This is a genomic window from Paenarthrobacter sp. (genome assembly GCF_031180005.1).
Lineage (GTDB): Bacteria > Actinomycetota > Actinomycetes > Actinomycetales > Micrococcaceae > Arthrobacter.
The window spans coordinates 52,915-74,494 of sequence record NZ_JAPSHI010000013.1 but is presented as its reverse complement, the minus strand read 5'-3'; the positions used below and the strand labels follow the sequence as shown (position 1 = coordinate 74,494).

Genomic DNA, 21,580 nt, shown 5'->3' with positions numbered 1-21,580 from the left:
GTGGATCCGGGACGGCAGCTACGTTCGAGGACCACGCCCATCCCTGGCCTGCTCCTTTTCGAGCTGCCTGTCCATGGGGACGACAGGGGCTGGTTCAAAGAGAACTGGCACAGGACCAAGATGCTGGATGCCGGGCTGCCCGACTTTGGTCCGGTGCAGAACAACATTTCCTTCAATGCAGCGCGCGGTACGGTTCGGGGCATTCACGCCGAACCCTGGGACAAGTTTGTTTCCTTGGCCTCCGGTCGGATCTTCGGTGCGTGGGTTGACCTGCGCGAGGGTCCGACTTTCGGGACACTGTTTACGGCTGAACTGACTCCTCAGGATGCCGTTTTCGTCCCCCGTGGCGTCGGCAACGCCTTCCAAACGCTGGATGACGACACGGCGTACACGTACCTGGTCAATGATCACTGGAGCGCGGAGGCACAGAAGGAGTACACGTTCCTCAACCTTGCCGATGAGGACGTAGCCGTGCCATGGCCGATCCCCTTGGAGAAATCCATAGTGTCTGCACAGGACAGGAAGCATCCGCGGCTGGGGGACGTTGTTCCCATGCAAGGGCGACGCACGCTGATCCTTGGAGCGTACGGCCAGCTGGGTACAGCCCTCAGGCATGCGTTCGCGGGCGACTCCACGGTGGAGTTCGCCGGCCGGGCCCAATTCGACATCACCGCTGAGAGTTCCTATGAGGCACTCAACTGGCGCGATTACTCCACGATCATCAACGCAGCCGCTTTCACCGCAGTGGATGCCGCCGAAACCCCGGAAGGCCGCGCAGCTGCCTGGAGCATCAACTCAGCTGCCGTTTCCCGTTTGGCGCGTACCGCCGTCGAGCATTCCCTGACGCTGGTCCACGTATCCAGCGACTACGTTTTCGACGGCACAGACGAAGTGCATCACGAAAATGAGATTCCCACTCCCCTGGGTGTCTACGGCCAAAGCAAAGCCGCGGGTGACCTTGCTGTGGGCACCGTACCGAAGCATTACATCGTGAGGACAAGTTGGGTAGTGGGCGACGGGAAGAACTTTGTTCGAACCATGGCTTCATTGGCCGCCCAGGGGGCCTCGCCATCGGTGGTCGATGACCAGCGGGGCCGGTTGAGCTTCGCGTCTGACATCGCGGCGGGCATTCAGCATCTGCTCCGCAGCAAAGCGCCTTATGGGACATACAACGTCAGCAACAGCGGTGAAGCCAAGTCCTGGTATGAGGTGGCCCGCGACATCTACGGTTTACAGGGCGCCGATCCAGTTCTTGTGAAACCCATCAGCACTGCGGACTATGTGAAGCCCAACTCTGCCCCAAGACCGCCAAGCAGCGTCCTGGACCTGTCAAGGATCCGCGCCACCGGTTTTGACCCGCCCGATGCCAGAGAGCGCCTGGCTGAATACCTCAAAGGCCTGGAACTCTAGCGGAGACCGCTCAAACGTCCTAAAGTAGCCCTACGGCAGCCTCTTGCAGGAGGCCGGGAGACAACTCAAATGAACATGTTGATTTGGCGGCACAGGTCCGCCACCGACGATTCAGGCAGTGCAGCAGCCTCGGATCGTCGGTCACATGGTGATGCTTTGAGTTGGAGCCAAGAATGCTGCTACCGAAAATCATGCCCACCGGAGATCTCCTCCATCGGGTAATCCCGTACCTTTACCCGCGACGTGGCGTCGCTGCCAGCGATCTCCATCCTGAACCGCGTGCACGTGTGGTTGAAACCGGAGGGCGCGCGTCCGACTCGCCTTGGGTGAATCTTGGCGGGGTTCCAGTAAGGCTCATGGAAGCCGACGGCGCGCTCGGGGAGATTCTGGACCGCGCAAGCTCCACCGAAGCGGCACCCTTAGGTGTTTGTTCTGCAAATTTGGACCACATCCGGCATTTTGGAGCGGGAAGCCGCTGGATAGGCACTTTGGAACCACCAGGGCATGTTGAATGGCTAACGTTGATCGATGGCGCACCATTGGCCACCGAGGCCCGGCGCCTCACCTCGCAGATGTGGCCCCGCCTTGCCGGCAGCGACCTCATTCACCCCCTGTTGGATGGAGCAACTGCACGGGGACTGCGCCTTGGTTTCCTGGGAGGTTCAGAAGAGACCCAGGAAATGATCGCGAGGAATTTCGCAGCAGAGCGGCCCGATTTGACGGTGGTGGGATGGTGGGCTCCTGCCAGATCCACGCTGGGCGATGCGGCAGCATCCCGCAAGCTCGCCGATGAGATACGGGAGGCGGCCCCCGATGTCCTGGTGGTTGGTTTGGGAAAACCCCGCCAGGAACTGTGGATAGCCGAGTACGGCCACCTGACCGGCGCCAAGGTCCTGCTCGCATTCGGCGCCGTGGTGGACTTCCTGGCAGGGCATGTCCGACGCGCTCCCGTATGGGCCAGCTCGCATGGACTCGAATGGGCATGGCGCCTCATGCTGGAGCCACGCCGCTTGGCCCGGCGTTACCTGGTGGAGGGACCGGAGGCCTACGTGAAGCTACGCATGGCGAGCAGCCGTGACACGGCCACGGGCGGTGCGGAGGCAAGCCCTCCAGGCATCGGGGCCAACTTCGTCCCTGAGCCCGTGCCCAGCCGGGCTCAGGGATCGTTCGTACCGACGACCGACAGGGCCGATGTCGCCGTCGTTGTTGTCACCTACAACAATGCCGACGACGTCGGGCCACTGGTCGCCAGTCTGCGGAAGGAAGCGGCGGCTCTTCGAATCAAAGTGGTGGTGGCCGACAACTCTCCCGATGACAGCACCTTTCTTGAACTGTCACATCACCCGGATATCACGGCGGTTCGAACGGGAGGAAACCTCGGGTATGCCGGCGGTATCAATGCAGCGTTGTCCGTGGCCGGAGAAGCCGGAAGCTATCTCATCCTTAACCCGGACCTGCGCGTGGAATCGGGTGCGTTGGCCGCCATGCTCCAGCGCATGAACACACAGGCGGCCGGCATGGTGGTACCGGTCCTGTTGGACAATGACGCCAGTATCTACCCGTCCTTGCGCCGTGAGCCGGGTGTTCTGCGAGCGCTGGGTGACGCTGCGTTGGGCAGCCATGTGAAGATCAGGCCGGGTTGGTTGTCGGAGATGGACTTTGATCCGGAGAGTTACCTGCACGGGCATCGGGTGGATTGGGCGACGGGTGCGGCTCTGCTGGTTAGTGCTGAGGCAGCGAAAGCGGTGGGTGAATGGGATGAGCAGTTTTTTCTGTATTCGGAAGAAACGGATTATTGCCATCGTGTGAGGGACGCGGGTTTTTCCATCTGGTTTGAGCCGGCGGCCCGGATGTGGCATGAGCGTGGAGGTTCGGGGTCGTCGGCGCAGTTGGCTGCTTTGATGTCGGTCAACAGGGTCCGTTACGCAGTGAAGTATCTTGGGCGTGGCCGGGCTTTGGCTTTCAGGGGTGCTGTGCTCGCGGCGGAGGTTGCCCGTTTCAATAAGCCCGGGCATCGGGATGCGGCGTTGGCGGTCCTGAGTCAACGGCGTTGGGCGGCGCTCCCCCACGCTACGCCGGCTAAGACAGCAGCCATGCCATGATCGGGTCCCATCCCTCCGGTGCTGTCATCATTCCGGCGCATAATGAGGCCGGCGTCATCAGCAGGACGCTGGAGGCATTGAGGGAGGTTATTGAGTGGGGCACGGTTGATGTCGTCGTGGCCTGTAACGGGTGCAGGGACGCTACGGCGGCTATTGCGTCGCGGTGCAAGGGTGTTCACGTGGTTCACGTGCGCGAGGCGTCCAAGACTGCGGCGTTGAACGCTGCCGACCAGGCCACGGAGCGTTGGCCGCGGCTTTACCTGGATGCTGATATTGAGGTGAGCGCCCCTGCGCTTCGTGCGGTCTTTATTGCATTGGAGGACAACCGTTTGCTGGCCGCCCGTCCTGCTTTTCGATATGACACCGAGGGCGCTTCCGTGTTGGTCAGGGCTTACTACCGTGCCCGTTCCCGTATACCGGGTAACACTCAGGGGCTTTGGGGTGCAGGCGCGTATGCCTTGAGCTTTTCGGGGCACGAGAGGCTGGGCAGATTCCCTGCTTTTACCGGTGATGACTATTATGTGGACCGCCTTTTTTCGGACGGGGAGAAGGCGGTGCTGCCTACTGAGCCGGTGGTTGTCCGGACGCCGCGGACGTGCTCGGCGCTGTTGGCTGTCCTCAGGCGTACGTATAGGGGGAACGCGGAGCAGGATCGTGTATCCGGCGGTGCTTCCGGTGTGCGGACCATACGGGAGTTGCTGGCCTCGGTCCGGGGGCCGCTGAGTTTGTTCGATGCCGCCGTCTATGTCGCATTCGCAGGTGCGGGCCGTCGTCGTCCGCTGTTGGCACGCAAGATGGTGCCCGTTTGGGAGCGGGACGACAGCAGCCGTTAGTCAGTAGCCGCAGCTGCCGCCGCCTTCGATGCTGTACAGGTGGACGGCGTTGCCGTCGGCGAAGGCGTCTGTGAAGTTGCCGTCCACTATGGGGATGGTGCGGTTTTCGTCAATGACGACGGCGGTGCTGCCGCCGCAGTTCACTGTGAAGGTTGCGGTTCCGCCGGTGCCCTTGTTTGCTCCCGCGAAGACGTAGACCTTGCCGTTGTGGATTTTGGTGGCGAGGTCCACTGGACCGGTGGCTGTGGTGGCGCCGTCCAGGAAGGGGGCGTTGAGGACAGGGGCGAGGTTTTGGATTTGCTTGTTGACGGCGGTAACTGTGGGGCGGGCTTCGCCTGGGCAATCACGCAGCACATGTTGGGTCACGCAGTCTCCACCGAAACTATGGTTGAAGTAGATGATTCCGCGGGCTCCGTGGATGAGGCTGCTCCAGACTGCTGCCCGAATTTCCGGTCCGCTGATTGTTGTCGCCTGTGGCGAGTCCTCAAAGGGGTGGCCTACCTCCACGAAAGCCCAAACTGGTGCTTTGCCCTCCGTGAGTTTTCGGATGCGCTCAACTGTCCACCCATAGTTGGCTGCCAGTCGGCATTCGGAGTCTGTCAGGTCCCTTGTGTAGCCGGTGATTGCGCCGCCCTCTGTTTGGGCGCAGATGTTGGGATCTGTGAACCAGTAGTTGTCTGCTGATACGAGGTCCTGGGTTCCGTTGATGAATGCCCGGGATTGTTCGTCGGAGAGCCAGAACGTTACCCCTTTGCCGTAGTTCGCGTAGGTCATTATTCCCGGTGGTGCAACGGCGCGTAACTGCTTTTGGACTGTATAACCGCATTTGGACTGTTCTGGGGAGCAAATAGGGCCTTCGCCGGGGAACTTGCCGGTCCATTGAGCGTCTCCTGCCCCACCCCACATATCTACTTCGTCACCCAGTGCATAGCCGGATGCCTGGGCTGCAGCGAAAGTGGGAATCGCGTACATTCCCGAGGCCCTGACAAGGTCGAGGTCCGAATCCGAGGTCAGGACCACGTAGGTATTAAGTCCTGCGGCGCGATCCTTTGCGACGTAGTCTTTTTCCAGGGCGCTTTCGAACCAAACGCCGACAGGGAAGAAATGGGGTTCGATGGGTAGGCCGTTCGTGAATCGGGAGTAGAAGTCGAGGCCGCCGTCAACGTCGCGGAGTTCGATTCCGGGCGGGTGCGTCGTTGTGCTTCGCGGCGTTTGGATGCTGGGTTCTGGTTCGGCAACGGGGCCTGGGATCTGCGCGCCACCAACGACCACTGTTGCGGCCAAGAGACAGAACAACGCAAGAGCGCCTAGCATTGTGGTTGTTTTCTGCTTCATGGCTACCGCTTTCCTGGCCGGCCTTCGACGCGGTATGTCGGTCCGGCATCGACGAGATCGGTTTGTCGTGCCAAACGCCATAGTGCACCAGCGATTCCAAGCATGAAGAAGAAGAGGCTGGCCGCCATGGGGAACGACAATCCGTCAAAGAACGCGAAGGTCACGGCGATCGCGGTTATTGAGGCCAAAACGGCCTGACTGACCTGGCGCATTTGGTCATCGGACGCCAGCTTACGGGCCCGCCAGGCGCAAACGATGGCGCATACAATCAACGCTACGAATGCCGCCAATCCGGCGAAACCCAGTTCCACCAGGATGCCGAGGAATTGATTGTCCACGATGACGTAGTCCGGGAGGAAGGTTCCGAATCCGCGCCCAACCACGGGGTTGTTTGCCAGCATCCCAAAAGCCGTCGTGTAGGCACTGGTCCTCGAACTGATGCTCGGGTCTGCTGTCCCCACCGTGAAAAGCCCCCGGAGCGTTCCAAGCATCCCGGGAGTCAACAGGTACATTCCCGCGGCCAGCACGAGGCCGAGCAGCAGGGCACCACGCCGAACCTTCTTGGGCCAGGACGGCACCAAAGCAAGCACAGCGACGCCGAAGGCCATCAACGCCGAGCGCGAGACCGACAGGACGGCGGCCGAAGAGATGGCCGCCACAGGCAGCCATCGCAGGAGCCAGCCTCTGGCCCGGTCAGTAACTGCGAGCGCGATGGCGATGGGGAGTGACGCGGCGAGCACCACTCCATACTCCAAGGGGTGGCTGGCCATCCCGGCAGCACGAATGTAGCCTCCTCTGGATTGCACGCCCGTCAGTTCCGTAGCGGCGCTGAAACCAGGGATGCTGATCCAGTCCACGAGGGAGGATCCTGTGGCGAATTGCATCAATCCCAAGACGGCCGTCGCGGTCCCTAAAATGACGAAGCTTCGCAGCACTTTGATCAAAGTTTGGCGGCTGGCCAGTCCGTCATTGATGAGCAGGAAGATCCCGGCCCAGCTGGCCAGCCTGATGAGCCCGCTGTCTGCGGGGCTGGCCTCCGAGTCGGGGACGCCGTGCAGCATTGCCAATGAGTAGCTGGTCAGGGCGGCGGCCAGGAAGACCACCATGGCGATTCGGACAGCTTGGGAACCTGTGCGGCTTGGCGTTGTCCGTTGCAACTGATACAGCAGCCACCAGGCGAAGGCCAAGAGCCCACAGAGTGTGCTTGGCCGTCCAACGGAGCCCAATGCAGTGATCGTGAGATTTGAGGGGATGAGGCAGGTAGCGAACAAGTAAACGATGACAAACCATGAAACATCTTTGCGCTCCGGCGCATCCAGGGCACTGGCTCTGCTTAGGGCGGCGGTGGTTTCATAGGGGGGATGCATTGAGTGTCCCCTCAACGTGGTTGGTGCGGTTTTGCTTGCGTCGGACAAGGACGCGATCAGCGTAAAGGGTTGCTACTGAGGTGAGGGCCAGGGACAGGACAGCCCACACTACTGATCCCTTCATACGGGTCACCGGAGTGCCGCCGCCGAAGATGACTTCTGCTTGTGACGGGGTGGTTTGCGTGGAAATTCGGTCGGCTTTTACGGTTGCTTCGTTCTGCAGCTGGATCGTGGCCTCGTTTATACGGTCAAGTACGCCTGCGAGGACCAGGTTCACTCTTTCGGCGCTGGTGTCCACTACCTGTATCTTGAGCACCGGCTGGCTGAATGTCTTGTTCCATTGACCGCCGTTGGCGGGTAGCGTCACCGAGAACCCCTTTTGAACGCCAGCCCCGTAGAGGGTTCCCCGTGTGAGGCCCAGATCTACGGATGGAGCTTCCTGATTGACGCGACGCTTGACCATGTCGGCGAATTCCGTCAGGGTCATGGCGCTGCCGCCGGAGATCCAGTAAGCCGGTTCCCGTTCAGGGGCCACGAAAGTAACGTCGGCTTCGGTCCAGAAGACGGGCTCCGAAGACCGGATGGCGCCAAGGGCGGCCAGACCTACTGCCAGCCCGAAGGCCACCATGTACCATCGGCGCAGCAGGATACCCAGGAAAGTTGACGCAGTCATGGCTAACTTGACCCTGAGGACAGCGGTAGGACGCCGTGAAGTTCTTGATCCGTTTCCTTGGCATTGTGGGAAGAGCGCCTATTTTTGGGCTCTCCAGTCCGCAGGTCATCCTTCCTCGAAGCTTCCTTCTTGCGTTTCCTGGTCATCATCAGGCCATCCACCAAGACAGAGAGCACCAGGGTCAGTGTTACTCCCCCGGCCCCCGCAATGAGAACCAGTTGCGTGCGGGCCTTCACTTCGGGCAAGGCTTGCCGGTCCACGAGAAGACTCATGGTGGTGATCCTGGCCGGCACTGCGACGTCGAGGGCTGCCTGCATGTCGTTGAGGGAGCGCGGGGTTTCGTCCATCACTGCCTTCAGGACTGCCATGGTCTCTTCGGGGTTGTCCGCTGTGGCAGTAATGACCAGGATCGCGCCACTGGTGCCGCGGTCGGGTTCTGCGACGTAGGTTGCGGATCCGAAGTTGGCCAGAAGCCGTTCCTTCACAGGTTGCGATGTAATCTTGCGGATCAGGATGTCGAGGGCCTCACTCATTCCGCCCAGATACAGGTATGGATTGCCAGCGTCGCCAATGCTTTGGCTTGAGGGCATGAGGACCAGGCTTGCTTGGGACTTGTAATTTTCCGGTGCGCTCGTTTGGATCGACATGCATAGCAGGCCCGTAATGAGGATGCCTGCAACTACCAGGTACCACCGCCTTGCAACACTCGCCAGAACAGTTCGCAACTGCATCATTTGCTCCCAATGTGACGGGGAGCGCGTTGACTGACCGGCTCCGTGGTTTGTTGCCTACCCAAAAGGGAAAGCAGTTTCTCTGCCCTTACGTCCCATGTGTGCTGTTGCGCTGAGGATTGGATTCTTCGTCGCTGATCACACGTCAATTCCTTCTCCAGGCCTGATCGCACCAGACCCACAAAGTCCCGGGGAGTCGTGGCTATCTTCACGAAATCGGAGCCGATCCACCGCGTAGCCGGAAGGTCGGCGGCAACCACGGGCACCCCGGAGGCGAGATATTCGAGTGTCTTGAGGGGAAAACTTGAACGGTTGAATTCCGAAGCCGTGTAAGGCGTCAGACCTATGGCTGCCGTGCCCAGTACCCTGGCAACTTCCAGCGGCGACACCTCGCCGCGCCAGTCAACATTGGGCCGGGACAGGAATTCGTCGAGGCTTCTTCGGGCTGACGGTTCCCGGTCCGTCCTCGGACCCAGCACGATGACGGGAATCTCCGTCTTGCCCAGATCATTGAGTGTGGCAAAGTCAAGACGTTCATTGAGTTGGCCCACCAACACGGCGACCGGTTGGCTGACTGTCCCGGATTCGGCCGGAACGGGCGTCCTGCAACCGTTGGGCAGGAACTCGACCTTACGGCCGGAGAATTCGGAGTATTTCTGAGCCAGTACGGGCGACACCGCAGTGATGACGTCGGCCGCAGCGATGTTGGAAGTGAGGACACGTTCCACATGCGTGCGGGATAGTCCCATGAGCTCCGCGGAGGAAAGCCAATCATCGGTCAGATGGAGGAGACGTGGCGCGGATAGTCCCGGGGGGAAATGAACCAAGGGGGATGCATTGACCACCCCTGCCAGGCCTTCCCCCACTTTCCTGGCTGCCGACCGCATGGTCCATCGGGCGATCGCCTCAGTGGAACGTCGTACCAAGGGGCGGCTGAAGCCGGGCAGGGAAGGCACGCGCAACCTGCTGACCGTGGGCGCCACACTCTCAGACACACCATGAAAACTGCGTATGGTGTGGCGACGTACGTTCCCATTCCTGGCGACAGAGACTGGTTGATCAACCCAGAGAACCCTTGCACGGGCGCTCAAAGCCTCTGCCAGAAGCCTGTCGGTGCCGGGCACCCCATCCCATTGGCCACCAGAGATGTACATGATGGTGCCACTCATGCCTTCACCGCCGCGGGTATGTTCGAAGCGGCCGTCATGGCAACAGGACGGGCATTAAAATCGTCCCTGGGCAGTCGCCGCAGCACGCGCTGAACACGTCGTTTCCCTACATAGCCTGAGTACCGGCCCATGGCGGCCACTTCCGACGCCAAGGTCGAAGCCAAGCTATGGCGGGCAGCGGCAAAATCCTGGTAAAGACGAACCTGACGTTGAGCCGCGGAGTCCAATGAGTACCTCTCCTCGACGAGCTGTCGACCAAAGACCCCCAAATCGCGGCGAAGTTGCTCATCGTTCATGAGGGTTCGCAGGATAGCAAGCAAGGCGGTTTGTCCTTCGCCGCCTGTACCCGGACCAGAGCCGTACCATCCCTGCCACAGGAAGGTAGGCAGGGAACCGGGTGTGAGAAGTTCCCAAAACCCGCGCTCACCTTGCACCACAAGGGGCTTCCCGAAGGAGAGCCCGCGCAGCGCTGAACCACCCATCCCCAGAACCACATCAGCAGCAGCATAGGCGGGCCGCGGGTCCGCGAGTTCCCCCGTGAGCGTCACCGTCTCTTGACCGGTGGCTGCATTGGTAAGCGCAGCCTTGCCAGCGACTGCATCCGATGCCGGACCTGTTCCCGCAATGATGAGCCGCGCCGGATGTTCAAGTGAGAGCAGCCGCATGGTGTCCATGGCGCTCATAAGGCCTTCAAGTTTCAATTCCTGCGCCAGGCGTGAAACACACACAACGGTCAGGCGACGGCCATTCAGTGCAAACTTCCGGCTAAATGCGTCCATGCCCACCGTCGCTGAAGCCTGGTTGGCGTGCGTGTCCACTGGCGGCTCCATGACGTGCACTTCTCCCCTGCCCCGCGAAGACTCCCACTGATGGATCTGCTCAGTACCCACCATGAGTGGCATGGTCTTTGGAATGAACGGAGCCACAGCCATGGACATGACGGTGGCGACCGCTGTGGTCCCACGGACCACTTTGGAAGCAGCCAGGCACTCCAAGGCCGGTGGCCACTCGTATCCGTGAAGAACGTCCACACCGCGCTCGCGGACAGTACGTACCAGGGCGCTGATGACAGTAGGCGAAGGACGCTTCCCGGGAAGCGGTGCAGGAACGAACTCCAAGCCCAACTCAACAGCCGTTTGCGCCAGTGGACCCGGTTGCCCAAAAAGCAGGACATCATGCCCCAGACGCTGTATGGCTGCGCCCAACTCAATTGCATTCAGCTGGCTTCCGCCCAAGCGGAGGTCGTGTGGGTAAACGAGGATTTTCATGTCCAGGCCTCCTCTGGGGCGCGGCCTCGGCCCCAACGCCGGACATCGGCAATGTCATGCCTCCCGAACGCAAGGGTGAGGCCCATCGCCAGGACGCCCACACCAGCAGACCAGAGAACGGCCTCCACCGGTGACCGCACAGATTGGCTCAGCAGCGCGCAACCAATACCGGCGGCAACAGCCACCATGAAGGGCCGGAACAGTCGAACGGCCAACGCCCGCAGTGAAACGTTTGCCCGCTTCATGGCCCTGAGGTACATCGGTGAGGTCACCACAACAGCAACGGCCACCGGCGCTGCAGCCAGTCCCGACATGCCGCCATAAAACGCCCCGACAATCAGGGCAGGGACCAAAGCTGCGAGCGCCATCAGTTGAACCGTGAAAATCGGACCGGACAAACCAAGAATGACCAGGTAGTCGTAGAACAGCTCGTGGAGCACTCGCACGGCGGTCAGCGGAGCCAACCAAAAAAGGGCGAGGCCGGCCGGAGCCCAGGCATCGCCATAAACCAGCATGACCAGTGGGACAGCGCATCCCATCATGACCGCGCACACTGGCAAAAGGACCGCTGCCAGCGACCCCGTAAGGGACAACAAGGCGGACTGCATGTCCCCCGGTTTGTCCTGCAACCTGGCAAAGGTCGCCGGTGCCACGCCACGGAGGGGCGGAGATAACAAGCTGGAAGGCCAGCCAGCCATATTGAACGCCATGACATACAGGCCCAACGCGACCGGCCCCAGCATCTTGCCCGCAACGAGTTGATCAACGTAGCCAACCGCAAAGACCACCATGCTGGCGCCGGCAAGCGGCAGGCCGAACGCCAGCAACTGCCTGGCACTTTTCAATGAGAATCCAAAGCGATAGGGCAAAGGCGAATAGATGAGGAACAGGACGCCGGCTACCAGGCTGGCCAGGACCCGCCCAACGGCAAGGCTCATGGCGCCCATCCCGGCGATCACCATGATCAGGGAGGCGCCTGCCCCCAGCCATACGTTGACTTGGTCAATGACCATGCGCTGGCCTTGACGGAAGTTCCGTTGCAGCAGGGCTGCAGGGGTGGCCACCAAGCCGTTCAGCACGATGCAGACCGCCATGACCCGGACCACGTCCGTGGCCGCTTCATTTCCCATGGCGGCTGTGAAGTAGGGCGCAACTGCATAGGACAGGCCGAACAACAGGACGCTGCAAGTTGCCGAAATAGTGGTGACGGTTGCCGCTATGTCCTTGGGATCACCCGGCCAGCGAACGATCGCGAGACTGACTCCCAATTCGTTGAAGCTCAAGACCGCAACCAAAGCTACAAACGCTACGGCGTAGGTTCCGAATTCTTCGGGCCCCAGTAGGCGTGCCAGCGCGATTCCGATTCCGATCGTGCCCAGCTTCGTGATGAAAGCGTTAACCACGCTGATCACGAAGGCCCTGGTGGGCGTTGGTGTCTGCCGGGGAGTGACCGGGTTCCGAAGTGTCACAGGATGCCCTCCAGTTCCGGGCTGTTTCCCCGCCGGATCACCCTGGCCGGTACACCAGCCCAGGTTTCGTCCTCGGGAACATCGGCAAGGACAGCGGCGCCCATGCCGATCATCGCTTTCGCACCGATGGTCAGGCGCTCGCGGACACTGGCATTCATGCCGATGTAGGCGGCCCGGCCAACGTGGACGTTGCCGCCGAGGGACACCCCGGACGCCAGGGTGGCGTAATCGCTGATGACGTCATCATGGGTGAAGGTGACCCCTGGCATCGCGACTACGTGCTCGCCGATAGTCACCGAAGCTGTCATGCTCACGTGGGCGAGGAGGATACTCCCCCGGCCAATCATGCACCCCTCTGGAACGCGCACGGTAGGATCGATCGCTGTGGCGTAGCGGTCTTCTGCGAGTCCCAGGGCCCGAAGTCGCATCACCACGCTTTCCCGGCCGCTGCCGGATCCGATGCAGATCAGGAGCAGGGCGTGGGGGTAATTCATTGCTTCCCGGACGGGCCCCAGGACGTGTGCCCCGTCCACCACGCGGCCTAGTTTGTCTTCGTCGTCGTCGAGGATCCCAATGACGTCGAAGGGCCCGCTGCTGCGGACCATGGCAAGGACCTCCCGGGCGAGGCCGCTTGCCGCGATGAGGAGTAGCTCGCTCATGGCTGGCCCGCTGCTCGCAACACGGAGTCGATGACGCGGACTTGGTCGCTCAGTGCCAGTTGGTGGAAGAGGGGCAGTATCAGAGTGTGATCCGTCAACCACTCCGTTGCGTCCAGCTCCGCTGTGCCTGTGTCCGTGCCTGCGTACGCAGGCTGCCGGTGCGCTGCCATGATCCCACGGCGGGCAGAGATACCATCCGCGGCCAAACGTGCCATAAGGGCGTCCCGTCCCAGGGGGAACGCCGGGCCGACCTCCAACCAGCATGACTGGAAGTTGCTGATGCCATACTCCGGATCGCTCACCAGGCGCAAGCCTTCCACTCCGGCAAAGGCGTTGGCGTAGGTAGCGGCCAGTTCGCGCCGCCGCTGGACAGCCGCATTGAGGCGGCCAAGTTGGACGATTCCGACGGCGGCCTGGAGGTCGGTCATGCGGTAGTTGAACCCGACCTCGAGATACTCCTCTGCAGGGGCGAGCAGGCTGGCATGGCGGTCAGCGGCTGAAACGCTCATGGCGTGTTCGCGGAGGCGTCGTGCCCTGTCGCCGAAGTCCTGACGAGGAGTGGTGATCATGCCGCCCTCACCCGTCGTGAGGATCTTGCGCGGGTGGAAGGACCAAGCAGCCAACTCGGCGTTTGAACCTACCGGCTGTCCGCGGTACCTGGAGCCGATGGCACAAGCGGCGTCTTCCACCACGATGATTCCCAAGGGATCACACAGCGCCCGGATGGGTTCCAGGTCAACCGGGACTCCGCCTTGGTCGACGGCGATGACTGCTGTAGTAGCGGGAGTCAGGGCAGCCTTGATGGTCTCTGCTGTAACGCAGCCTGTAAGGATATCGACGTCGGCGAAAACCGGATGCGCACCCACGTACGTTGCCGCGTTGGCAGTGGCAATGAAGGAGAACGACGGCACCACCACGTCATCACCGGCTGCGACGCCTGCCACGGCGAGGGCTAAGTGGAGCGCCGAAGTGCAGCTCGACGTTGCGACCGCGAATCCAGCATGTTGCTCGGCTGCGAAAGCGTCCTCGAATTGCCGCACCTTGGGACCTTGGGCCACCCAACCGGAGGCGATGACCTCTGCAACCGCCTCGGCTTCTTCTTCGCCGAGCCAGGGCTTCATGACGTCAATACGGCCCAAGCGGGTTTCGGAAATGGTCATCGCGCACCGACTGTCGGAGCGGGGCCACTTACTGTGCGGGCTGCAGCAATCTCCGCTCGGAGTGGACGCCACCACGAGACCAGCGAGCGCAAGCCGTCTTCAAGACCGACGGCTGCCTCGAAGCCAAGGTCCTTGCGTGCTGCTGTGACGTCTGCAAGGCGTCGGGCAACTCCGTTAACGGCACGTTCCGGGCCGTGCTCCAAGTGAAGAGGCGAAGCCATGACCTTGAGCAAGGTTTGCGCCAATTCCGCCAGGCTGGTCTCAGTACCACTGGCCACGTTATAGACGCCCTCGCGTACTTCACTGACGGCAGCAAGGACATTGGCCCGCGCGACGTCCGCGGTGTGGATGAAGTCCATGGTTTGCTGTCCGCTGCCGAAAATCAGAGGAGGCTGACCATCAACTATGCGCTCCATCCAACGAACCAGGACTTCGGTGTAAAGCCCGTGCACGTCCATCCGGGGCCCGTAAACGTTGAAGTACCTCAGCAGGATGTAGTCCAGGCCCGACATTGCGCGGAAGCTCCTCGCCATTCCTTCGTTGAAGGACTTCGCCGCGCCGTAAAAGGTGTCGTTATTGTGGTGGTGGTGGCTCTCCTTCGTGGGAAACTCCTCCGCCATACCGTAAACGGAAGCACTGGAGGCGGAAATGAGTCTTTCCACTTTGTGCGCCGCAGCTGCCTCGTAGACGTTGAAGGTCCCATCGACCAGCACTTCGAGGGCAAGCCGTGGCTCTTCCGCGCACTGGGTGATGCGGATGGCGGCCTGGTGGAAAACCAAGTTCTTACCCTTGGTGAGGTCGTGGACGAGGTCGCGGTCACGAAGGTCCCCCTCGATCAGCCGTACCCTCTCAGAGGAGAGAGCCTCGTTGAGGTTTGCGCGGCGGCCGCGTACGAGGTTGTCCAGTACATCCACGTGCGCCGCACCGGCGTCGAGCAGTTGGTCAACCAGGGTCGAACCAATGGTGCCGGCGCCTCCGGTGACCAGGATACTGGCCCCTAGAAGCTCTTTCACCGCGCTACCTGGAGTGAGACTTCATTCCCGGCCACGATTGTTGATTGTCCGTCGGTACTGAGGCTTTGAGTGACGGCTTCGAGAACGGACAAGACGCGGAGTCCGGATTCGCCACTTGTCCGTGGCATTGTCCGGTTGCGGATGGAGGAGGCAAGTTCGCCCACCACCTGGCCCAGTGGTTCGCGTTCCTGCAATGCCGGGGACCACGTGTCCCCCAAACGGTAGGAGATGGCGGAGGTCCGTTTGTCTGCGGCCGATCTGGGTTGATGCTCGAGGCTGACCCCGCGGTCGTATACGCTGAGCCGTTGCTGGGGATTGAGGTCGTCCCACACCAGGGTCCTCTTTGACCCTCCGATGATCATTTGCCGGATCTTGGTGGGGCTGAGCCAATTCACATGGATGTGCACCATAGCGTCATTCGGCAGGCCGAACGTGAGGTGTCCGACGCAGTCCCTGCCGGTTCCCAGGGGATCCGCGCCGTGGGCGGAAATTTCCGTGGGATGCAGGCCACCGGGCAGGACGAAGTCCAAGATGGAAAGGTCATGCGGTGCCAGGTCCCAGAAGACGTTGACGTCGGGTTGGACGAGTCCAAGATTGATCCGGACGGAATCCACATACAAAATGTCGCCCAGGGCGCCGCTGGCTACCAGTTCCTGAATCTTAAGGACCGCTGGCGTGAAGCAGTAGGTGTGGTCGGCCATGAGGACCAAACCCCTGGCCTTTGCTTCTTCCACCATCTCCAGGCCCTTGGCACGGCTATCCGCCAGCGGCTTCTCCACCAGGACATGTTTGCCTGCGCGCAGTGCCGTCATCACCACTCCGTGGTGGGTGTGGGCCGGCGTCGCTACTGCTACAGCGTCCAGGTTGTAGGTATCAAGCAGCTCGTCCAAGGATTCGACGACGGCCACCCCGCCAACCGTCTCCGCGAGCCTAAGGCCGCGTTCGACGTCAAGGTCGCAGATGGCAACGAGATCCCAGTCAGGGCTGGCTTTGAGGTTCCGGGCGAGATTCGGGCCCCAGTATCCTGCCCCGACCACCGCGATGCGGAGCCGTGACTGCAGGCCGTGACCGTTTAGTTGTCCTGATGGAATGGTTCGTATACTCATTTCCCACTCTGCTTCTGTGTTGACAGCGCGATTCGCTGGGTTTGTTGGAGGTATTGGCTAGTAGGCTCCGGAAGGTTGAATCATTGCCCTGAACGTCCGCCACATGATCATCAGGTCTCCTGCTATGGACCAGTTCTCGACGTAGTAGAGGTCCAGTCGTACGGCCTCGTCCCATGGCAGGTCCGACCGCCCGTTGATTTGCCACAGGCCGGTGATACCTGGCTTGATCAGCAGCCGACGATGCGTATGGCGTTCGTATCCGCTCACTTCACGGGCCAAAGGCGGACGCGGCCCCACCATGCTCATGTTGCCCACCAGAACATTCCAGAATTGGGGCAATTCATCGAGGGAGTACTTGCGCATCCAACGCCCGCACCTGGTTACACGGGGGTCGCCCCGGATCTTGAAGAGGACACCCGAGCCCTCGTCCTGGGTGCTAAGTTCCTCCAAGCGGGTTTCGGCGTCCACCACCATGGAACGGAACTTCAGCATGTGGAACGTGGTGCCCCTCCTGCCAACCCGTTCCTGCCGAAAAAGTACTGGGCCGGGGCTGTCACGGTGAACGATGGCCGCCAAGAGCAGCAGGATCGGTGACAGTACCAGCAACGCCGCCGCTGAGACTGTAATGTCCATCAAACGCTTGAGCGTGTGCTTACCCCCGGAGTAGTGCGGGATGTCCACGTGCATCAGGGGAAGTCCCTCGACCGGCCGCCAGTGTATCCGTGGGCCGGCCACGTTGGTTAGGGCCGCCGCGAGGACGAGTTCCGCCGAATTTTCCTCCAGCCGCCACCCGAGCTCCTGGATGAACTGGTTTCCGCCAGGCACTGGACCTGCCACAATCACCGCGTTGGCGCCTGTTTGCCGCACGGTATGGGCGACCCCGTAGATTGAAGAAAGGACAGGGACACGGAGGTGGTCCACCTTCAGGACCGCACCCCGCCTGGCCCCGGGAAGGCATGCTCCGAGGATGTCGTAAGCGGTGCCGGACTTGCGGTTTATCTGCTTGATGACGTAGCGAACGTCTTGGGGTTCACCTACAACGATGGCGCGGGAGAGGCAGCGGCCACGGGACTTTTCGTGGCTTAACCACCGGCGGAAGCTCCACCTGCTGCCGGTGAGAGCAACCAGGCCAAGCGGTAGGGAGACGAGTACGAATGAGCTGACGGCATCAAGCCGGAAAATCACGGCGACAATGCCCAGGAAGCCAAAGACACGAAAACTTGCCGACAGGACGCGCTTGTACTCCTCCGGACCCACGCCCAAGACTTTGGGATCACGGGTGCGGTACACCTCCAATGAGCCCAACCAAACAAGTCCAAGAATCAATCCCATCACCAGATGGCGTGTGTAGGCAGGACTCTCCGCAGCCAGCGTCAGCCCTTCGGTGTTGAGGACAAAGCCGGCGAACACAGCTCCAGTCACGAGGGCCGTGTCCGTCAGACGAAGACTGTTGGTCAGAGAGTGCGCCCAGTCGGTGGCGCCCCGGCGGGGGAAGGTGATGCGCGGGGTCCTGCGGGTGACTGGCGGCACGAAGTCCAGGGTGACCTCGGAGCTCGGTGCCGCCAGTCCCGCCTTTTCAGTCCGTTGTGCAGCAACGGACTTGTCAATCCAGGGAGACATTGGCGGATTGACGTCGGCGATGGCAGTTTTTGCGGGAAAGACTGAACCCGCCAGGGCATGGTCCGCACCCGTGGGTGCCGCTACCTTGCCCGTACGCAAGATTGGAACTTTCACCATGTCAGCCTTCTTTGCAGACCTGCCATTGCCTACTTATCAGTGAAGCGGCGGCTGTCAGGAGGCGCACCAGTAGTCGGTACTCAAGTTTGCGCAGGTTTACCTATCACACCTACGTGCGAGTACCTAGCCGGCCACAGCGGCACTACGTGCTTTCGTGCCGCGCAGGAAGGCAAGAACCGCGGAAATCCGGGCTGGAACCAGCACAAAAGGTGTCGGGAGGGGGCACAAAAAACCGGCCACCCCAGGGTGGCCGGTTCGTCAGGGCGGTTAGTCCTCTACGATTTCCATGTCTTCGTCAAGGACTTCCTCGTCTTCTTCCTCTTCATCGTCAAAGACTTGGAGCGGAGTAACCTCGGAGTAGGCCTCGTACAGCGCATCTTCATAAACTTCGAAGGCATCGGCGACGGCGAAAAAAGCCGCTTCTACGTTGGGGTCACCTTCGCCCCTACGCGCTGATGCGGCAGCCAGATGTTCTTCCAGGGCGGCGGTCAGTGATTGAAGCGCGACACGCGGATCGATGCTCATGACTTCACGTTAGCCGGAAAAGGACGAAAATGGAGAGGGATGAGAGAACAATTTCCGGGCAGCTCCGTTGAGCGCCAACGAGACTACGCACGTCAGTACGAGTACCTCGTACTGACGGTGGGACCTGACGATTCACTGCCGGAAGCCCGACGCCGCCTCGCCGAGCATTCCGAATACGGCAAGTGGGAACTCGAGCGAAGCGTGCTCTACCTCGGAGGCGGGCGCCGCTTCTGGTTGCGCCGCAAAGTCTATTCGGTACAGCGGACGGTCTGACCGCAGCTGCACCTCCCGTCCGGGTGTTACCGCTGGTCCTCCAACGGACCCAACCATGCATTCGCAACGGTGTTGTGGGCTGATTCATCATTGGAAGGATGGAAGATGCCCGCCAGGACATCCCTGTAGAGCCGCTCCATTTCGGACCCGCGGAAGTAACTGGATCCTCCCGTCACTCGGATGGCCAAGTCCACAACGTGACGCGCATTTTCCGTAGCCCGGGATTTCAGCCCCACAAGTTTGGGGAACCACTGGGCGCCGTGGTCAACCAGGTTGTCCACGTCGCGAGCCAGAGAAGAGATTTGAGGTGCGATTCCGTCCATGGCCAAGGCAGCGTCAGCCACCTTCCAGCGGATATCAGGGTCTTGGGCGTAGCTCCGACCACCGTGTTTGGCTGAAACCCGACGCTTGACGTTCGCCACGCCGAGGGTGAATGCACGTTCGGCAACGCCCGTGTATACAGCGGCGAGCAATGTCTCGAAGCACGCGAAGATCGCGAAGATCAACAGGTCCTTGTTGGGTCCCACAGGAAGCTTGCGGAAGATCCGCTCCGCCGGAATCACAGCTCCGTGCAGGAGCGTGGTGTTGGAGGCACTGGCACGCATACCCAGGGTGTCCCAGTCGCTCAGGGTTTCGTGGCCCGGCTCATCGCGGCGGAGAAAGCCAAAGACGAGCTCGCCCTCACCGTGCCTGGCCTCGGCGTCCTTGCCGAATGTTCCCAGCCGGGTCCAGCCGCGGGAGAGGCTGGTAAAAATCTTCCGGCCGGTGAACTTGTAGCTCCCGTCAGGCAGCGGCTCCGCAACAGTGCCGGAATCGAACAACATGGAATCATTGCCGGCCTCGGATATGCCGAAAGCAAAGACCTCACCACGGCCGGCCTCTTTCAACACGAAATCCAGGGAAGTGTCCCCTCGGGCGGTCAATACCTGGGCGACGCCGGTCCAGACCAAGTGCATATTCACCGCCAGCGCCGTGGCCGGGGCGGCCGTGGCGAGACGCTGCTGAAGCGCAGCCACCGCTTCGAGACCGAGCCCAAAGCCGCCGTCGGACGCCGGTACGAAGAGTTTGAGGTAACCGGCGGCTGCCAGCTCTTCCAAGTCCTCGTGGAAGAACTGGTTATTCTGGTCGTAGCCGGCGGCGCGGCCACGTAGCCGTTCAAGGAGTTCGTCGGGCAGAATTTCTTCGGGAGTCATGGCCGGTCCTTTTGGTGCTTGCTTTTGTAGTTGCTGAACCCGTTAGTAGTTGCTGAGGAGGGTGTTCAGGACCCGGGCACCGAACTGGAGGGACTCGGCCGGCACTCGTTCGTCAACACCGTGGAACATTCCAGTGAAGTCGAGTTCATCGGGCAGCATCAGCGGAGCGAAGCCATACCCGGTGATTCCGATCTTGCTCAACGACTTATTGTCCGTGCCACCGGAGAGCGTATACGGGAGGACTTTGGCGCCCGGGTCCTCGGAGTGCAGGGCATCGATCATGGAGTCCACCAAGTTCCCCGCGAAGGGCACCTCCAACGAAACATCCTTGTTGACGTAGCTGATCTCGATGCCGTCTCCGGCGAGTTCCTTGATGGTCTCGAACACCAGTTCCTGCTGCCCCGGCAGTGTGCGGCAGTCAACGAACGCCTCGGCCGACTCGGGAATGACGTTGTGCTTGTAGCCGGAGCGCAGGAACGTGGGGTTGGAGGTGTTCTGGAGTGTGGCACCGACGAACCGGGCCACAGTACCAAGTTCCTTGAGAAGGATGTCCGGGTTATCGGCGTCGAACTCGACGCCGGTGAGTTCGGTGACGCCGTCCAGGAACTGTCGGGTGGTTGGCGTCAATTCCACAGGCCACTTGTGTTCACCGATCCTGGTGACGGCAGCGGCAAGCCGGGTGACGGCGTTGTCAGTATTGATCTGGGAGCCGTGACCTGCCCGGCCGTGCGCTACCAACCGCAACCAGGACAACCCCTTCTCTGCAGTCTGCAGCAGGTAGGTACGTTGTCCGCCAATAGTGGCGGAGAATCCGCCTACTTCCGAGATCGCCTCAGTGGCGCCGTCAAAAAGTTCGCGCCGGTGCTCGACGGCGTATCTGGCACCGTAGGTGCCGCCCGCCTCTTCATCCGCGAAGAAAGCGAAGATAATGTCTCGCTTTGGCTTTCGGCCCGTCCTGGCAAAGTTACGCATGACTGAAAGGATCATGGCGTCCATGTCCTTCATGTCCACGGCCCCGCGACCCCACACCAAGCCGTCTTTCAGTTCCCCGCTGAACGGGTCCACACTCCATTGGTCCTTGAGGGCCGGGACAACGTCCAAGTGCCCATGTACCACCAGGGCGTCCGCCGAGGGGTCTTCGCCGGCCAGGCGGGTTACCACGTTGGCGCGGCCCGGGGCGGACTCGAAGATCTCGGCGTCAAGTCCGACTTCGGTGATCAGCCCTGCCGTGTACTCGGCTGCCGCACGCTCCCCCGGACCCGAGTCGTCTCCAAAGTTGGAGGAGTCGATGCGGATGAGCTCCTGGCAGATCCGGACAACTTCGTCTTCGGGGCGGATGACAGACATGGAAACTCTCCTTGCGTGGCTGGGCTGCAGGTTCCGGTGACGAGCGCTGTGGTTTTCCCAGCGTTTCCGTCCCGTGTCCCCTCAGCCTACCCACCAGTGGCGGGAGACGTCCGAAATGTGGATAAGCGCACGCGCCGGGGTGACATCGGATGTTCCCGGACCAGGGCCGATTTTTCAGCCACCTGAAACCGTGTTAGAGTTTTTCTCGCT

The 21,580-nt window shown here is 61.3% G+C and carries 19 protein-coding genes; 4 read left to right on the top strand and 15 right to left on the bottom strand.

Annotated elements, in window-relative coordinates; all coding sequences use genetic code 11:
- The 3 genes from RIF72_RS11430 (at position 1) to RIF72_RS11420 (ending at position 4,345) form a co-directional block, all read left to right on the top strand.
- Positions 1–1,410 carry a bifunctional dTDP-4-dehydrorhamnose 3,5-epimerase family protein/NAD(P)-dependent oxidoreductase gene (locus RIF72_RS11430; RefSeq protein WP_309075001.1) on the top strand — a complete coding sequence of 470 codons (1,410 nt, stop codon included), beginning with the start codon at positions 1–3 and terminating at the stop codon, positions 1,408–1,410.
- Positions 1,411–1,583: 173 nt separating this feature from the next.
- Positions 1,584–3,512 carry a WecB/TagA/CpsF family glycosyltransferase gene (locus tag RIF72_RS11425; RefSeq protein ID WP_309074999.1) on the top strand — a complete coding sequence of 643 codons (1,929 nt, stop codon included), beginning with the start codon at positions 1,584–1,586 and terminating at the stop codon, positions 3,510–3,512.
- Entirely contained in the window at positions 3,509–4,345 is an 837-nt protein-coding gene (locus RIF72_RS11420; RefSeq protein WP_309074997.1) for a glycosyltransferase, read from the top strand. Before RIF72_RS11425 ends, RIF72_RS11420 begins: the two co-directional genes overlap by 4 nt.
- Here RIF72_RS11420 and RIF72_RS11415 read toward each other — a convergent pair whose 3' ends face one another.
- From RIF72_RS11415 to RIF72_RS11355, 13 genes are all read right to left on the bottom strand, one after another.
- Positions 4,346–5,680, bottom strand: coding sequence for a hypothetical protein (locus RIF72_RS11415; protein WP_309074995.1), 1,335 nt, complete (start codon positions 5,678–5,680; stop codon positions 4,346–4,348).
- 2 nt (positions 5,681–5,682) lie between these two features.
- The gene (locus tag RIF72_RS11410; RefSeq protein ID WP_309074993.1) at positions 5,683–7,047 is read right to left on the bottom strand and encodes an O-antigen ligase family protein; all 1,365 of its coding nucleotides are present in this window, start codon (positions 7,045–7,047) and stop codon (positions 5,683–5,685) included.
- Positions 7,031–7,720, bottom strand: a complete 690-nt coding sequence (locus tag RIF72_RS11405) for a hypothetical protein (RefSeq protein ID WP_309074992.1) — start codon at positions 7,718–7,720, stop codon at positions 7,031–7,033. The genes RIF72_RS11410 and RIF72_RS11405 overlap by 17 nt, the downstream gene beginning before the upstream one ends.
- A 2-nt stretch (positions 7,721–7,722) precedes the next feature.
- Positions 7,723–8,310, bottom strand: a complete 588-nt coding sequence (locus tag RIF72_RS11400) for a hypothetical protein (RefSeq protein ID WP_309074990.1) — start codon at positions 8,308–8,310, stop codon at positions 7,723–7,725.
- 140 nt (positions 8,311–8,450) lie between these two features.
- A complete protein-coding gene (locus RIF72_RS11395) occupies positions 8,451–9,446 on the bottom strand; it encodes a glycosyltransferase (protein ID WP_309074988.1) in 996 nt (331 codons plus the stop codon).
- 170 nt (positions 9,447–9,616) lie between these two features.
- Positions 9,617–10,888 (bottom strand): glycosyltransferase family 4 protein, encoded by a 1,272-nt coding sequence (locus RIF72_RS11390; RefSeq protein ID WP_309074986.1) that lies wholly within the window; start codon positions 10,886–10,888, stop codon positions 9,617–9,619.
- Positions 10,885–12,357: an oligosaccharide flippase family protein gene (locus RIF72_RS11385; protein WP_309074985.1), complete on the bottom strand. Its 1,473-nt coding sequence runs from the start codon at positions 12,355–12,357 to the stop codon at positions 10,885–10,887. The genes RIF72_RS11390 and RIF72_RS11385 overlap by 4 nt, the downstream gene beginning before the upstream one ends.
- A complete protein-coding gene (locus RIF72_RS11380; RefSeq protein ID WP_309074983.1) occupies positions 12,354–13,016 on the bottom strand; it encodes an acetyltransferase in 663 nt (220 codons plus the stop codon). The genes RIF72_RS11385 and RIF72_RS11380 overlap by 4 nt, the downstream gene beginning before the upstream one ends.
- Entirely contained in the window at positions 13,013–14,176 is a 1,164-nt protein-coding gene (locus RIF72_RS11375; RefSeq protein WP_309074981.1) for a DegT/DnrJ/EryC1/StrS family aminotransferase, read from the bottom strand. Before RIF72_RS11375 ends, RIF72_RS11380 begins: the two co-directional genes overlap by 4 nt.
- Positions 14,173–15,189, bottom strand: a complete 1,017-nt coding sequence (locus RIF72_RS11370; RefSeq protein ID WP_309074980.1) for an NAD-dependent epimerase/dehydratase family protein — start codon at positions 15,187–15,189, stop codon at positions 14,173–14,175. The genes RIF72_RS11375 and RIF72_RS11370 overlap by 4 nt, the downstream gene beginning before the upstream one ends.
- Positions 15,186–16,295: a Gfo/Idh/MocA family oxidoreductase gene (locus RIF72_RS11365; protein ID WP_309074978.1), complete on the bottom strand. Its 1,110-nt coding sequence runs from the start codon at positions 16,293–16,295 to the stop codon at positions 15,186–15,188. Before RIF72_RS11365 ends, RIF72_RS11370 begins: the two co-directional genes overlap by 4 nt.
- Positions 16,296–16,352: 57 nt before the next feature.
- On the bottom strand, positions 16,353–18,032 hold the full coding sequence (locus RIF72_RS11360; RefSeq protein WP_309074976.1) for a sugar transferase: 1,680 nt from the start codon (positions 18,030–18,032) through the stop codon (positions 16,353–16,355).
- 267 nt (positions 18,033–18,299) lie between these two features.
- Positions 18,300–18,557 carry a hypothetical protein gene (locus tag RIF72_RS11355; RefSeq protein ID WP_309074973.1) on the bottom strand — a complete coding sequence of 86 codons (258 nt, stop codon included), beginning with the start codon at positions 18,555–18,557 and terminating at the stop codon, positions 18,300–18,302.
- 39 nt (positions 18,558–18,596) lie between these two features.
- Here RIF72_RS11355 and RIF72_RS11350 point away from each other — a divergent pair, with 39 nt between their 5' ends.
- Positions 18,597–18,830 (top strand): DUF5703 family protein, encoded by a 234-nt coding sequence (locus tag RIF72_RS11350; protein WP_017200923.1) that lies wholly within the window; start codon positions 18,597–18,599, stop codon positions 18,828–18,830.
- 26 nt (positions 18,831–18,856) lie between these two features.
- Here the strand turns inward: RIF72_RS11350 and RIF72_RS11345 are convergent, their stop codons facing one another.
- Both RIF72_RS11345 and RIF72_RS11340 read right to left on the bottom strand, forming a co-directional pair.
- The gene (locus RIF72_RS11345) at positions 18,857–20,023 is read right to left on the bottom strand and encodes an acyl-CoA dehydrogenase family protein (RefSeq protein WP_309074970.1); all 1,167 of its coding nucleotides are present in this window, start codon (positions 20,021–20,023) and stop codon (positions 18,857–18,859) included.
- A 42-nt stretch (positions 20,024–20,065) separates the two neighbouring features.
- Entirely contained in the window at positions 20,066–21,370 is a 1,305-nt protein-coding gene (locus RIF72_RS11340; protein WP_309074969.1) for a M20/M25/M40 family metallo-hydrolase, read from the bottom strand.
- Between the last annotated feature and the right edge of the window lie 210 nt (positions 21,371–21,580).

Bases quoted from the DNA above. Each gene is read 5' to 3' on its own strand.
- RIF72_RS11400 (WP_309074990.1), bottom strand. From the start codon at position 8,310: ATGCCCTCAAGCCAAAGCATTGGCGACGCTGGCAATCCATACCTGTAT.
- RIF72_RS11390 (WP_309074986.1), bottom strand. From the start codon at position 10,888: ATGAAAATCCTCGTTTACCCACACGACCTCCGCTTGGGCGGAAGCCAG.
- RIF72_RS11355 (WP_309074973.1), bottom strand. From the start codon at position 18,557: ATGAGCATCGATCCGCGTGTCGCGCTTCAATCACTGACCGCCGCCCTG.
- RIF72_RS11350 (WP_017200923.1), top strand. From the start codon at position 18,597: ATGAGAGAACAATTTCCGGGCAGCTCCGTTGAGCGCCAACGAGACTAC.
- RIF72_RS11345 (WP_309074970.1), bottom strand. From the start codon at position 20,023: ATGACTCCCGAAGAAATTCTGCCCGACGAACTCCTTGAACGGCTACGT.
- RIF72_RS11425 (WP_309074999.1), top strand. From the start codon at position 1,584: ATGCTGCTACCGAAAATCATGCCCACCGGAGATCTCCTCCATCGGGTA.
- RIF72_RS11340 (WP_309074969.1), bottom strand. From the start codon at position 21,370: ATGTCTGTCATCCGCCCCGAAGACGAAGTTGTCCGGATCTGCCAGGAG.
- RIF72_RS11405 (WP_309074992.1), bottom strand. From the start codon at position 7,720: ATGACTGCGTCAACTTTCCTGGGTATCCTGCTGCGCCGATGGTACATG.
- RIF72_RS11365 (WP_309074978.1), bottom strand. From the start codon at position 16,295: ATGAGTATACGAACCATTCCATCAGGACAACTAAACGGTCACGGCCTG.
- RIF72_RS11375 (WP_309074981.1), bottom strand. From the start codon at position 14,176: ATGACCATTTCCGAAACCCGCTTGGGCCGTATTGACGTCATGAAGCCC.
- RIF72_RS11360 (WP_309074976.1), bottom strand. From the start codon at position 18,032: ATGGTGAAAGTTCCAATCTTGCGTACGGGCAAGGTAGCGGCACCCACG.
- RIF72_RS11420 (WP_309074997.1), top strand. From the start codon at position 3,509: ATGATCGGGTCCCATCCCTCCGGTGCTGTCATCATTCCGGCGCATAAT.
- RIF72_RS11410 (WP_309074993.1), bottom strand. From the start codon at position 7,047: ATGCATCCCCCCTATGAAACCACCGCCGCCCTAAGCAGAGCCAGTGCC.
- RIF72_RS11415 (WP_309074995.1), bottom strand. From the start codon at position 5,680: ATGAAGCAGAAAACAACCACAATGCTAGGCGCTCTTGCGTTGTTCTGT.
- RIF72_RS11380 (WP_309074983.1), bottom strand. From the start codon at position 13,016: ATGAGCGAGCTACTCCTCATCGCGGCAAGCGGCCTCGCCCGGGAGGTC.